At 33.0% G+C, this 14314-nt stretch carries 10 protein-coding genes; 3 read left to right on the top strand and 7 right to left on the bottom strand.

What is annotated here, in order from left to right:
- Positions 1-165: 165 nt before the first annotated feature.
- Complete coding sequence (locus BGO84_RS13995) at positions 166-2496, bottom strand: TonB-dependent receptor (RefSeq protein ID WP_291030090.1); 2331 nt, start codon at positions 2494-2496, stop codon at positions 166-168.
- An 81-nt stretch (positions 2497-2577) separates the two neighbouring features.
- Here BGO84_RS13995 and BGO84_RS13990 point away from each other — a divergent pair, with 81 nt between their 5' ends.
- Positions 2578-3315, top strand: coding sequence for a helix-turn-helix transcriptional regulator (locus BGO84_RS13990; RefSeq protein WP_291030088.1), 738 nt, complete (start codon positions 2578-2580; stop codon positions 3313-3315).
- A gap of 22 nt (positions 3316-3337) precedes the next feature.
- On the opposite strand, the gene BGO84_RS13985 is transcribed toward BGO84_RS13990, so the two are convergent.
- Positions 3338-4360, bottom strand: coding sequence for a hypothetical protein (locus BGO84_RS13985; RefSeq protein ID WP_291030086.1), 1023 nt, complete (start codon positions 4358-4360; stop codon positions 3338-3340).
- 544 nt (positions 4361-4904) lie between these two features.
- Here BGO84_RS13985 and BGO84_RS13980 point away from each other — a divergent pair.
- Both BGO84_RS13980 and BGO84_RS13975 read left to right on the top strand, forming a co-directional pair.
- A complete protein-coding gene (locus BGO84_RS13980) occupies positions 4905-5681 on the top strand; it encodes a histidine kinase (RefSeq protein ID WP_291030084.1) in 777 nt (258 codons plus the stop codon).
- The gene (locus tag BGO84_RS13975; RefSeq protein ID WP_291030082.1) at positions 5678-6400 is read left to right on the top strand and encodes a LytTR family DNA-binding domain-containing protein; all 723 of its coding nucleotides are present in this window, start codon (positions 5678-5680) and stop codon (positions 6398-6400) included. The genes BGO84_RS13980 and BGO84_RS13975 overlap by 4 nt, the downstream gene beginning before the upstream one ends.
- Before the next feature lie 26 nt (positions 6401-6426).
- Here BGO84_RS13975 and BGO84_RS13970 read toward each other — a convergent pair whose 3' ends face one another.
- From BGO84_RS13970 to BGO84_RS13950, 5 genes are all read right to left on the bottom strand, one after another.
- A complete protein-coding gene (locus BGO84_RS13970) occupies positions 6427-6636 on the bottom strand; it encodes a winged helix-turn-helix domain-containing protein (RefSeq protein ID WP_291030080.1) in 210 nt (69 codons plus the stop codon).
- A gap of 756 nt (positions 6637-7392) precedes the next feature.
- Positions 7393-8091, bottom strand: coding sequence for an opacity family porin (locus BGO84_RS13965; protein ID WP_291030078.1), 699 nt, complete (start codon positions 8089-8091; stop codon positions 7393-7395).
- Positions 8088-9989 carry a hypothetical protein gene (locus BGO84_RS13960; protein ID WP_291030076.1) on the bottom strand — a complete coding sequence of 634 codons (1902 nt, stop codon included), beginning with the start codon at positions 9987-9989 and terminating at the stop codon, positions 8088-8090. The genes BGO84_RS13965 and BGO84_RS13960 overlap by 4 nt, the downstream gene beginning before the upstream one ends.
- 1 nt (position 9990) lies before the next feature.
- On the bottom strand, positions 9991-11829 hold the full coding sequence (locus tag BGO84_RS13955) for a hypothetical protein (RefSeq protein WP_291030074.1): 1839 nt from the start codon (positions 11827-11829) through the stop codon (positions 9991-9993).
- Positions 11830-11842: 13 nt separating this feature from the next.
- Entirely contained in the window at positions 11843-13726 is a 1884-nt protein-coding gene (locus BGO84_RS13950) for a fibronectin type III domain-containing protein (protein WP_291030072.1), read from the bottom strand.
- Between the last annotated feature and the right edge of the window lie 588 nt (positions 13727-14314).

The raw sequence follows: 14314 nt of genomic DNA, 5'->3' as shown, positions 1-14314 counted from the left end.
AGATCGCAGCACGTTTTATGTTGCTCTTACACGAACTATGCACCGGTTAAGGCTGATATGTGAGGAAGATATGTCGGGGTTTTCTCGTATAATTTACATAGTTTGTTTTATTTAACAATTCTACATCGCTCAATAAAACAAACTATGCTCAATGAAAGGGATAGACTAAAATTCAATCTTATAACTAATGTTTGGGATAATAACAGCCTCTCTTTCGGGATCTACCAAATGCGTCTTAAAGTTATAGCGATGACCTTGATAGTCTTTGTAACTAGTTGCATTTAGCACTTTAATAGCAAACTCATGAGATAAACTCTTCTTGTTAATTTTGTAGCTTACATTAAAGTGCAACAGAAATGCCGGGGGTAATTGCTTCGAGAAGGCTTTGTTTTCATCATAAATAGCATCTTCCTCTTTCTGAGATGCATCCAGATTAATAAGCGAGTATCTGTCTCCTCCTTGATAAGATAATCGAATATTAGCATTGAACATATTTTGTTTACTGCGTCCTACCATCCACTCTTTTCCTGCTAATGCATTGAATACAAAGTTTCGGTTATACCTTGTATTTCTCCATTTGTTATCTCCTGCTTTGTAATGAGAATCAAAGAGAGATCCGGTGAACATATAGTAATAACCATCTGACATATACCGTTCAAAGGTTATATCAATACCATAATTGACTCCTTTTCCCTTATTCGAAAGCTTATTGGTTATGAACCAATCATTTTGAAGGTTTATAAACGAAAATGTACTATCACTTATAATAGGAACACTGTATAGTTTTTGAAAATAAGGTTCGATTTTTAGATGATAATCATTTCCAATATTAAGATCATAAGACAGGACTATATGATGAGCTTTTGTAAAATCCATGTTTTTGTTAATAAGTTCACCCTCTTTCGATCTGGTAAAGTAATAATTCAACATTTCAAGCCTGCTATGTAGCCCATATGAAAGAGCTAAAGATTGATTTGGTCTAAATTTCCATGATAATGCTGCTCTGGGCTCTATTGTATAGTTATTATTGAGTGTGAATAATTGCGTATTGATACCAAGATTAAGCGTCCATTTATCTGAAAATTGGAACGACGAGTTCGTATATGCAGATAATAGAGCGCTGAAACCGGACTCATCGGTTATGGTGTTTATCGGTTGTTGATGTGTCGCTTCTTTTAAGAGTAGATTATATTTAAGCCCTGTAACCCTTATTCCTGTTTTATTGGTATGTATCTTACTATATTTCTTATTTAGCGATGAAGCGAATACAAAGTTCCAATTGGTAGACTTGATTAAGTTTTGTGGAATAGGTTTTACATTCGCATCCATTCTTTCAGTATGCATATCAAGTCCACTGACTGTAGTAGCCAAAGATGTTTTAAGGGTTGCATTGTTCCACACTCTTAGTTTGTGATTCAGACCAAAAGCACCCATATATTGTTTTATATCCTGATCTTCTTTATCCTGCATATATTCCCATTTACTAGGATCGGTTTCTGCCTTTTGCCCCGAGCGATCAATCAAGCCTACTCCCCAGATGGAAAATACACCGGTACTTTTGGTTGGGAAGTTAAGCTTGAAAGATAAGTCCTGATATTTTGTGTTCTCTGCATCTTCGGGTAGCATAGAAGAAAGCAGTCCTAGTGTTGAATACCGGTAATTGAATATATAAGAAGAATTGCTTCCTTTCTTGAATGGGCCTTCGGAAGCAACATCTATTCCCACTAAACCGAGTTGCACTGTATTTTCCCGTTTCTGGTTGTTTCCTGTCCGTAAATTCATATCCAATACCCCTGATAAAGCATTTGAGTATTCGGCCGGGAATGCTCCTGTCATAAAATCAGAATTGCCTAGCACAAAACTGCTTAATGCCGATAGCCCTCCACCTCCGAATGTCGTTACTTCTGCAAAGTGGTTCGGATTGGGGATTTCAACATCTTCCATTCTCCATTGTAGAAATTTAGGTGCATTTCCTCTGACAATAATACCATTATTCCCGACACTGCTTGTTACACCGGCAAAAGATGTTGCTAATCTAGCCGGATCATCGAACCCTCCTGCGTACCGGTTCGCTTCTTCTACACTCAACATACGGGCACTGCCTAATGCCATATTATTTAAGGGTTGTGACTTATTTATCTGAGGAGTGACAACAATCTCATCAAGTTGTTTCGAGTTTTCAACCATTGCAATTTCCAGATGCAATTCTTTAGACGAAGACAGTAGCTGCTCTTTTATTATAATAGGATTATAGCCGATTAATGTCACCTGAATATCATAGCGTCCTATCGGAACATTTTGTATTTTAAATTGTCCTAAGCTATCTGTACTTACACCTAAAGGTGTTTTGCTATTTAGTACAGCTACAGTTGCATATTCAATAGGGTTATTCGATTCTTTGTCATATACCACACCTCGTATATTCTGAGATGATTGTGCATATAATATACCTAACGAAAGGACGTTTAATAAAAGAAATAGTAACGTTTTGTTCATGATTTTACCTACTTTTGTTTTGTACAAAGTAAGAAACTGTCCCTTAGGAGATCAATACTGATTTATCATTATATTGCCCGTATGGAAGATTTACAGAAGGAACATGCACGGCTTTTATCATTGCAGAGTTTTAATGAAGCTGATCTTGACTATTCTCTACTCGAATATCATAAGCAAATGCTCTCTCATTTGGCTAAAGTGTCGAATAGCGGGATAACGGTTTTTGATATGTATAAGAGGAAGCATGTATATACATCGTTCAATTTTGGAGGAATATTTGGCGATTGTAAAGAAGGTATAGATGAGCGTGTGCATCCTGACGATTTACGTTCTTTAATTAGGAACGGTATTGCAGCGCTCAAGTTTTTACATGCGAATAAAGAAAACTTACAGGATTATAAAATGATTTCGGAGTTTCGTATTTGCAACGCTATTGGTCAGTATGTGAGAGTGGTGGAACAATACACCTTATTGGAAAAAGATAAGTCGGGAAATGCATGGTTATCGTTAAGTGTTTTGGATTTATCTCCAGACCAGAGCTCTTTTAAAACGGTGAGAGGCCATATCTTAAATGTAAAAGAAAATACGTTTTTCCCTATTGAAAACCTATTGTCTCCAAAAGTATCGGATCTTACCACAAGAGAGATCGCTGTTTTACAGTTAATAAAAGAAGGCTTGCTTAGCAAGGAAATTTCAGAACAGTTGTTTATTAGTGTCCATACCGTTAATACACATAGGCAAAGGATATTGGAAAAGTTAGATGTAAATAATTCTATGGAAGCTGTTAAGTATGCTTCAGCATTGGGATTGATCAGCTAATTTAAATTAAACTGATTGAATATTATTCTTTCTTACCAATAAGCGAAGACGGACTAAATGATATACCAATATTAAAATAGAATGCCGGATCAGCACTCATTTTCAGAATGGGATCACTATATGAATCCTGCTTTCTGAACAGTCTGCCTGACGGAGTGAATCGTACTCCTGTTTTGCCTGTGACCAGAAACGAGTTTGCAATAAGGTGTTCATAAACTAATCCCGAATTGATATCCAATTGCCTGTATTGGTACTTTTGGTCTGTACCATCTATATTATAAAGATAAAAGGTTGCACCGTCCATTTCTGCACCTAGTGAAAGTCTGCCATTACTAAAGACATGCTTTCTCAGATAGACGTTTTTGGGAAGGATAATATCCACTATAAGCCCGTTTCTGAGTTTATGTTCATATGAGAAAGTAGGAATGAAAGGTACCTCAGACAGTGGATCGATAGGAATTGCAAAACCAATACTCATTTTTGTCCGTTCATTAGCTTTAACTATCATTGTTCCTGTAAGTAACCCTCTTAGCCGTTCAAAATGCTTTTCGCTACCATCAACAATTATACTGGAGGTAAAAACTGTCCTTTTTTTGAACAAAGTTGAGATGTAAGCTATATTAGCTGCTGCATGGAAATAATGAAAATCATTATCTATATTCTTTGTCGTTTGCGAAAAAGGCTCTGTCATATCAGCCTTTACCGAGATATAATTGTATCCGAGAGTAGTTCCGAAAAGCCAATTCTTTTTCTGTATAATGTTGATATTGGCATTAATCTTTGCTTGAGATAGCCCTTTGACCTTGCTATCGGGGTATGAATTGTTCCCATCCTTCAAGGTGAAGTTATATGGCATCAATTGGGTGAATTCGATGTTTAAAGGACGGGCTATTGTGAATTTTGCAGCAGCAATAGCCGCAGCTCTCTGAGATGGATTTAAGCCTTCTTTTGCTATTGGAGGTATACTGTCATTGTTTTGAGAGAAAGATTGAATAGAGAAAATCAGAATGCCGAGGACTAAGACCATTCTTTTAGACACTTCCATAAATATACTATTAAATAAGATGAGTATAATGCTTACTAAATATTATCACGAGGCAAAGAAATAGATAATGCTGAAACCTTTTTTTTATTTTATACCAAACCCGCTTCATTTTATACTAAAGTCTTTTTAATCTGCTTTCTAATTCGTATTTTGTATGTCTGTCAGGTTGTTTCGTATAATATTTTAATAAACGGGATGTAATTCTTTTATCTTTGTTTAAAATTTTATTTCGACAGGATATATGGGATACGAACCGATTGTAATAAAGAATACAAAGATTCTTCAATTGATGGTTAATGACCGATATCGATTACTGCGGCACATAGTACTCCTATTGGGCGTTTTCATTCTTATATTTTGTTCCCGCCAGTTTTCAGAGTATTCGGGTGTTTTCCGATATATCCGATTGTTCTTTGTATATATTGTTATGATAATAACATTTTATGTCAATATGAATATTCTGGTTCCCCGACTCTTCTTCAAAAACCAATATGTCGTTTATATATTTCTACTGCTTTTACTTGTAGTCATTGATCTCTTTACGATGAGATATTTCTTAAACCATATTTTCGAACCAATACAGAATGTGTATTATGATAAAACCTCAGGCAACGGAAATATGTATCAAAGTACGATTACAATCGGAGCTGTTATATTGGTGACCACAATGATAAAACTCTTTCAAAGATGGGTGCATGATAATGAAAAAATAACGGAGCTGAATAATATTACATTGACAATGGAACTGAGTGGATTAAGAAATCAAATTAATCCTCATTTCCTTTTTAATATGCTCAATGGTATCAAAGCTTTAGTCCGTACCGATCAGGAGAAAGCTGTTATCGTCATTATGAAATTGTCGGAGTTTCTTCGCTACCAGCTATATGAAAATAATGAAGAAAAAATACTACTTAAATCTGAAATTATTTTTCTTACTAACTTCCTCGACTTGGAAAAACTCAGGAGAGATAACCTATCAGTAGATATTAGTCCGAGCAAAGATGATCCTCTTATTTCCAGAAGTATATTTATTCCCCCGAACCTTTTTACAACATTTGTAGAGAATGCAGTAAAGCATAGTGTAAATATTGCAGGAGATGAATCTTATATTAAGATTAATATAGAAGTAGAAAAGGATAAGCTGTATTTTACCTGTATTAATTCGATAGACCCTGAATATATTCCGTCGAAAGGGAAAAGTAATGGATTGGGGCTAGCAAATATAAAAAGACGTCTGGAGCTTTTATATAGTCACAGTCATTCTCTGGAGATTAATGTCTCAGAGAAAGAGTATAACGTTAAATTGATAATTCCGCTATGAATTGTATTATTGTAGATGACGAACCTCTAGCAAGAGATGAGCTGCAAGCACAGATAAAAGAAATATCCAAAGTTGAAATATTAGGCAAGTTCTCTAATGCTCCAATTGCTTTAGCTTTCTTAAAAGAAAATGACGTAGACCTTATTTTCCTTGATATAGAGATGCCAATGGTGACAGGGTTAGAATTTGCGGCTCAATTGCCAAAGAAAGCTTTGATCATTTTTACAACGGCATATTCACAATATGCATTGGATAGCTATGAGCTGAATGCAATCGATTATCTTCTTAAACCAATTGCTAAAGAGCGGTTGGAAAAGGCCATAAACAAGGCTGAAACCTATAAGAAACTACTGTCGGATGATACTGAGAAAAGTATAATAGAAGGAGGAACAGACGATTTTTTAATTATCAAGTCAGAACGTAGGTTTCATCGAATCAATTTTTCTGATATCAGGTATATCGAAGGTCTGAAAGATTATGTTGTTATGTATACGACCAGTCAAAAACTTATTACGGCAATGAATTTGAAGAATATTCATCAGAAAATGCCACAGAATATTTTCTTGCGTGTAAGCAAATCATATATCGTAAATATAAACTATGTAGAATCATTTGACCATCACAGTATATTTATTGGAGGATACGAAATCTCATTGGGTGAGGTTTATAAGAAAGCGTTCTTTTCAATATATTCAGGGGGAACCCTTAATCTTGAATAAAGATAGTGTTGCTTCAAGATCAGTAATTATATGTTGTCGTTTAGCTTAATAACCAACCCTTCATCTGTTTCCCAATAGCTGATGATATTCTCTTTTGACAGCCAGCCAAGAACGAGGCATACATAGTCATTTCTGTATTCAGTTATTTCTTCTAATTCTTCAATTGTCAAGCCTTCGTTAGAGGAAAGTAATTCTTGTATATATTTTGCATCAATACTTATCTCTTCTTTCAACATAGTGCAAATAAAAACTTATTCATGTAATACAATATACTGTTAAGATTGTCGGTAGAACGCTAAAGTAGTATATATGATAATTGATATTTTAACTATTATACATATGCTTCTATTTTTTATACCAAGTTGCTATTTGCCGCTACTTAAAAGTAAAATAGGATAAAAATGGAGCTTTGTTTATTGAATATCATTTTTCTTTTCGACATATATCTTTTTTATTCAATGTCTTGGTGTAAATCCGAGTTGTGGTAATGTTTGTATGTCCAAGCATTTTGGAAACGTTTTCTTTTGATACTCCATTTGCTTATCCAAAATGTATGCATAGTTCTTTCAATCCCTCAAGTTTTTATGTTGATTCTTTTTTAAGTTTAAGTCTGACTTTAAAAACTATCGAGGAATAAAAACATAAAAGACTTACAATTTCTCGTAAGTCTTTTTTGTTTGGTCGGCGTTGACGGATTTATTTTTATCTATAATCCCTCTGGAGCGGGTCTTATATCTTCAACTCAGATGTACAAGCTAGTTTACTTGATGTCTAAAAAGGAATCTTTGACTAAGGCTACGATTGTATCTCTCTATTATTCTGATTCCTTCACAACTTGTTGTGATGACTGTACAAGGATAGAGAATGTATTTTTGTCTATAAATCTGTAGGGCTATTTAGAGCGAGGCAATCCATAAATTAGTCGATTATAATCAGGCATCAACAAGCATATTCCCAATTCTTCATATTACCATCTCGGATGGTAACCTATATTAAAAAGAGAAGCCAACACCACCTGTAAACCTTATTCCACTCCAATTGACCATTGCTTCCTTAGGTTTAAAATTGTCAACTTTTGCTTTACCTACAAAATCATAACCTAAGGCAACATGTAAATTAATATTTTTAGTTATGTAATATTTCGCTCCGGCTTGGAAGAGAAATGCAAAACTTGTCTTGGAATATTTATCATCGAATGAGTCTAACTCTTTATCTTGAACGACAAAAAAGCCATTATTTTTAATTTCAGAGAAATAAAGTCCTGGAGAAATCTCTCCAAAAAAAGAAAAAACAGCCTTGTCATTCTTATTTCTATAAGTATAGAAATAATTTTTATAATATATTCCAAAGCGAACGCCATTTACTATAAAACGATTGGAATACTCGCCTGAATAATCCTTCAATGACAATTTTCCTCCAGTTGAACTATATCCACCTCCTTTTAGTCCGAATTCATGCATATCAAGTCTGTAACCTATATCTACAATATGGATAAGTTGATTCGTGGAAAAATTATCGACATTTTTTGCTCCGATAGTAGATGCGGGAGGTGTTTGTTGTATATCCTTCAGTAAACTTTTCATTCCATCCAAATCATGAGTGGCGTAACCTAAAGAGTAGCTTACAGTAAACTGTGCTTGAGCATATATACTACATAGTATAGTAATAATTAAGAAAATATATTTTTTCATTTTTTCAAATAATTAGTTATGTCTAGATAATAAAGATTTTTTTGATTTCCCCATCCTGATTTCAGGAATAAGTTATTAATAAGGTAGTCTGTTTCTGAATTCTTTAAAGATAAACGCTCTTTGGTTAATGTTGTGTCAAAAACAGTACAAGTTGCACCATACGTAGCTACAATATTCCCAGTATAAGGGTCAGAGCATCTATAAGAATATCTTTTCTTCTCGGATTTCGAGTTGTTTTCTATATCTACAGTATACATCTCATTACTGTATGTCCCAGGAGAATATGTTACGATCAGCTGATTAGATATTTTTTCATTAAAACAAATACTTTTAGAATCGTAACTCCCCAATCCGTAACTAGGAAACTCTTCTGTATAGAGTAGAGAAAAGACATTGTCCGAAAACTTATAAACTAGAGCTCTAATATCATTGTATAAACACACATATTTTCCGTCTCGAGAGACAACAACATTACCCCACATATTATCTAAAGATAAAGAAGAAATTAATTTTCTTGAATTTAAATCGTATGCATAAAGCTTTGGAGATTCTTTCGAATATATAAATACAATATCATTAGTTCCAAGATAAGCATACTGATAATTCAGTGCTTCTGTAGACTCGAACTGTATCTTTTCATGATTTTTTAGGTCGTAACTGATCAAGTCAATACAATCATAATTCGGAATAAATATTGTAGACGATTTTTCAGAACAAAAACCATGGACATTCCAGTTTGTAGTCATTGTATTTGGTAAATATCGATTGTCAATCACCTCAAGAGTATTACTATTATAAGACCATAATTCATCTTGATTTTTTATAAATAAAATATCTTTGGTTGTATCTATGAACGCAATATAATTTTCATAATCGCTGCTCCTTGTAATTAAGCTCTGGCTATGTAGTTCATCATAATGTATGGGCATATTTCGATTAACAGTATTAGCACTCATAGGCAGAACATAAATCTCCACCCATTCTCCGGCGTAACTGATAGGAAAAATTCCAACACCATGTTTTGTTGAAAAATCAGCTAAATCTTCAATTTCAAAATAGTTATTTGTCCCTTCGTAAATTATATCACCATAGTATCCTCTGGCAAATGCATATTTAGACTTATACTCATTCTTTGGCCAGGATATTCTCCCCGAATTTATGCCCGTGTATTCAAACTTAACGGAATATTTGGGAAACTCAATAGAAGTAGTATAATTATCGACCCAAGGTTGTCGATAACTTTCTTTGAAAAAGGTTTCTATCCTGTAATGTAAGTAACCAAATACCGCCCGTGTATCAACAAAAACTGTTTGATCCGGATTTAGTATTTCTTCTATATATTCAGTACGGTCATGATAATATGTTATTCTGTATTTCTCTACCGTATACTGCTCCAATTGAGGCTTACTCCATGTTAGTTCGAAATAATCATCTTTATTTTTGTGATGAGCAATATTCTGTAAACCTAGTACGGCATCAGGAATAAAAACAATTTCATATTCAAATATCCCAATATAATTTTCTAGACCGAGTTTTCCTGCAATACTTTCTGAACCGGAATTTACTTCGACATCAAGAGTAAGCTTTTCCACAGTTCTACTATTATAATCCTTCGGATCTAATACAATATAACCATCAGTAGATAGAAGTTCTCTACCTCCTAAAGTTAATTTTCGTTTTAATATATCCCCTTCGGGTAGATTCAGGTCATACATTAAATTTGTTTTCTGATAAATATAAATCGTTGTTCCTGAAGGCAGATCTGCAAGATTGAATGTTATTCTTTTCTCTACCGGTTTTTGGATATCAACAATATATATATCATTTTTATCGTATTCACACCCGGTGAAAACGGAAAAGATCAATAATAATATTGATATTATATTAATATTCTTCATATTATTTGATGTACGGATTTAGATCAAGGTAATAGAATTTGCCACTCTTATCTGTCGTAAGTATATTGTTAAACAACCCTAAATCCCATGTCCTACTTACCAGGGTCGAGTATATTTCTTTATTCATTTCATGATTAAGAATAACAAATGTATTATCATCTTTTATATATGCTATATTCCCGGTAAAGGGATCTTCAGTTATAAATCTTCCGACAATATAGGATGTTCTGTTTTTAGTCAAAGCATTCATCCTATAAAATTGTTCTTTTTCTATTACATAAAGCTCCTCATCGTCAATTTTACTAAAAATACATTCTTGAAAGTTTATAGGATAAGTAGATATTGAATTTATATTGAACATTTCTATATTATTAAAACCGAATATTTGAATGTAGTTATCTTCTGATACACAAAGATAAGTGCCATCTTTTGACATAGATCTTTTCGCATAGTTACGAAGGACATCCGGACCTTCACGATAGATTAATCGGTTGTTTGTAAGATTGTATACATTAGTCCAATGTCCATTAGGATCAACATATCCAAAAACTAATATTCCGTCTTTTCTGGCATGCAAAACTGTAAATTTACTCAATGCTGTCTTCTCCCAGTTTATATAAGATTGAATCTTAAGATTTCTGTCATATATATTAATCTTGTAGTCACTTGCAATATAAAACAATTTTTCATGAAATTCGGAATAATACATATATTGGCTCCACCAATCCCAATCATAAGGTCTATCAATAACTCTATTTGGAATCGCATCCATTGTTGACAGATCAAGTGCCAAAAGCTTATATTGATCTCTTATATACAATTCTTTATGTTTTATGTCATACGCTATTCCTCCTGAGACATAAACATCCTTAACTCTGTTAGATTGTAACACTTGGCTAGAATAGGGTGTTGAAGAAAGATTTCCGGTGTGGTCAACCGGATAGATATGTAATTTTATGTCTTTGTATATAGGAAATTTATAAGTGTGGCTTATTTCTACTTCTGTGTTTCCTTTGCAATCAATTATGGTTCCATCTTCTAGCTCCAATGCATAGTAACAATTATAAATATGTTTATCCCACCACACTTTCATTTTATCAAGCCCTATTGGTTCAGAATCTAAGCTTTCTGAGGGATATTCGATCTGAACTGTATGATAGTCCCATAGTTTTTCTATTCTATCATCCTCAAAATATGTAAAGATCAAATAATCCTGTTTGCCTAATACGTGCGATTTGTCAACAAAAAAAGGATTCTCCGTGTCAGTTATAGTAGTTAACAACTTTTGTTCATATCCATTGTAACTATAGACTTCGTATTTGTTTACTCTCAGTTGTTTCAAATCGAGAGGTTTCCAACTGATTTTCAGATTTCCATCTTGAGTAATACTGTTTTCAAACTTTAAGGATAAATCAGCATTATGAATAAATCTGATTTTGTACTTAAATGACCCTAGATATTTTTCTAAACCTAGATTCTCTGCTATGCTATTTGTCCCTGTCTTTAACTCTACATCTATCGTTAAACTTAATTCATCTACTCCTCTGTAATCGAATGGATCGAAATAAAGGATTCCATCTTCTGGTAAATATAAGTTTTTATCTCCTAATTTGACTTCATACTTAAGAAAAGCCTTACTTTTGAAATCAGCATTGTATGAGATCTTCGTCTTTCGGTAAATATATAGAGTTTCTCCATTTTCTAAACCATCCAAATTTATATCTATTGATATCTCTTCTGGCGGAGTAATATCCTTCTGATAAATCTCATCCTTGTCATATTCACAGCCAAAAAAGAGTACAATCACAAATAGAGTTAAGAAAGTGCTATATTTATTCATAATTTAAGAATTTCTATAAGGGTAAATCTAAACGATATGCCAGCACATCATTGAAAAATAACCTGTTATTGAAGAATGAATTATTACCAGATGTATAATAGTTAAATGGAACTCTAATTAATTTTTGAGATAATGTTTTATCGTATATATTTAAAAGAAAATTTTGATTATAATGCTCGTCCATACAAGCGATGTTGCCGGTAATAGGATCTTGATATAAAAATTTACCTTTTATTGAATTTTTATTGGTAAGTGACTCAACATCAAAAATTGCAGTTTCGATATCTCCTCCTAAGATCAACTCTTTCGGGTTAGAATAGTTAAACTGACAAGTTAAGTATCTATATTCGGTATTTGTATAAGAGTATATTTGTACAGCTTTGTTGTTCTCTATTTCATAGATAATGAGATGTGCTTTATAATAATCGCATAAAAATTTTCCGTCAGGAGATACGGTAAACTGAGATTCTCTATTTTGTAATACTTGTCTAAAGATTTCATTTCCTGTTTTACTGTTCAATACTATACAAGATCTTTCGTAGTTAGTATCCCCCAGCCAAAATAGATCACTATAAAAAAGAGTATAGTTATCACATAAAAATAGTGGAGTAGCGTTTCGAGTTACATTTTCTATCCGCAACGGATTCGTGAAGTTATTATTCTCATATATAAATAGATCTGAAGTGCTTATTGGCATCGGGAGAGTCCATTTATAAATTGCAACTTGCGAGGTTTTGTCTGACACAGAAATATTAAAGAAATCAGCACCGTCCACCTCACGAAGGAAAAGATTATTCTTCTTTGTGGAATTAGAAATTGAAAACACATTTAACTCTCCATTGTTGAGATTATAATATTCATTTTTTGCAATATTCCAAGCATGAGGAATCGCTGAATATTCTCCTATATTATACCAATAAGAATCGCAATCAATAAATATACCTTTATCATATTCACTATATGGCATATCAAAGGGTAGTATGTAAAGCTTGAAGCGATTTCCATCAGAAGGAAATCGAAAACGCTGCATCTTAACTTTCCGTTGCTTCTGTTCACATTCTGTTTTCGTCCCATCTGCATCGATAATCAAATATTTGCACTTGTACCCTGTATCTGCCCACGATACATTCATGAATTCACTGTCTAGGTATTCATAGGTGAATTTAGGGTTACTTTTAAATCCATAATATTCCGGACTAAAGTAATCAGACTTTAGAGACTCGTAATTCACATCCTTGTTTTTATAATAGGTCAGTAATTCATAGGTCTTATAGCCCCAGATATAATTTTTGTCAATAAAACTAGTCTGCTTAGGGTCTGTTATTTCATGTTTTACTTGTTGTTTTGTAATGTCGTCCGTATAAATTAGTTCATATTTTACAAGATCTGCATTGTCAAATACAGGTTTATCCCAATTCAACTGTAAGTAGCCCTCTTCTGATTTGCTGCCACGTAGATTAGTCTTAAAATTCTCTTCAAGTTTCACAAATTTTATATTGTATTCATACCTTCCCACATATTTCTCATATCCCAAAATATCAGCCATACTTCCTGTATGTGTTTTAAGTTGTACGTCAAATGTTAATTTTCTTACCGAGTTATCTGCTAAAGGGTACAGGTAAATACTATTTTCATGAATCTCTGCAGAACCATCAAAAGATATCTTAAAATCAAGTATGTCTTTACCTTTGGAATCTATCGTGTATGTCAGCTTGGTATACTCATATATATAGATTGTATTATTGGGAAGAACATGTGATAATTCAATATCTAGCTCTACTGAATCTTTAGGAGGTATTAATTCTTTTATATAAACTATATCTTTATCATATTCGCAAGAATATAAGAAAACTACAAGAAAGGTCAATAAATAAAATATAGTGTTATTGTTTTTCATAGGAATAGTTAGTTATTTTATTCGGGCATAAATGTAGTATTTATTTCAATATATTAATATAATTTAAGTTTTTAATTTTTAATTTTTCACCACATCGCTCTACTTCTAAATTATTCATCTTTTCTCAATTTTCCTGTGTATTTCTTTAGCGAATATTCTCAAAGGAGAAGACACCCTTAAATCAGTAAATAGAATATTATTTATATCGAATAATTATCTAAAAGTCTGACTGTTAGTAATTGTTTTGAGAAATTGTAATTAATATTGGATTAGGCTACCCCCCTTAAATTGATCTTTATTTTTTTTATTATCTTAGTAATCCCATATAACTATTAAACTTATCAATGAGTTGCAGAATAGGAAGCATTAATGGTTTTACATCTCAATTTAGAGGACTCAGGCATATGTCGTTCTTTATCTCTAGATTGCCTACCGTTTTTGTTTAAAATAGTAAGACCAATCTAGTTTTACGATTTAGCCCAACTTTTGCGGTTGAGTTTCTTTGGCTCTTTCCTAAAAGTTGTGGAGATATAATTTTTCCTAACTTTGTTTAATGGAAAGTGGCTATGAATTATTATTACCCGAAGG

It is taken from the genome of Dysgonomonas sp. 37-18 (assembly GCF_001899125.1).
Lineage (GTDB): Bacteria > Bacteroidota > Bacteroidia > Bacteroidales > Dysgonomonadaceae > Dysgonomonas.
This window is presented reverse-complemented; position numbering and strand designations above follow the sequence as displayed.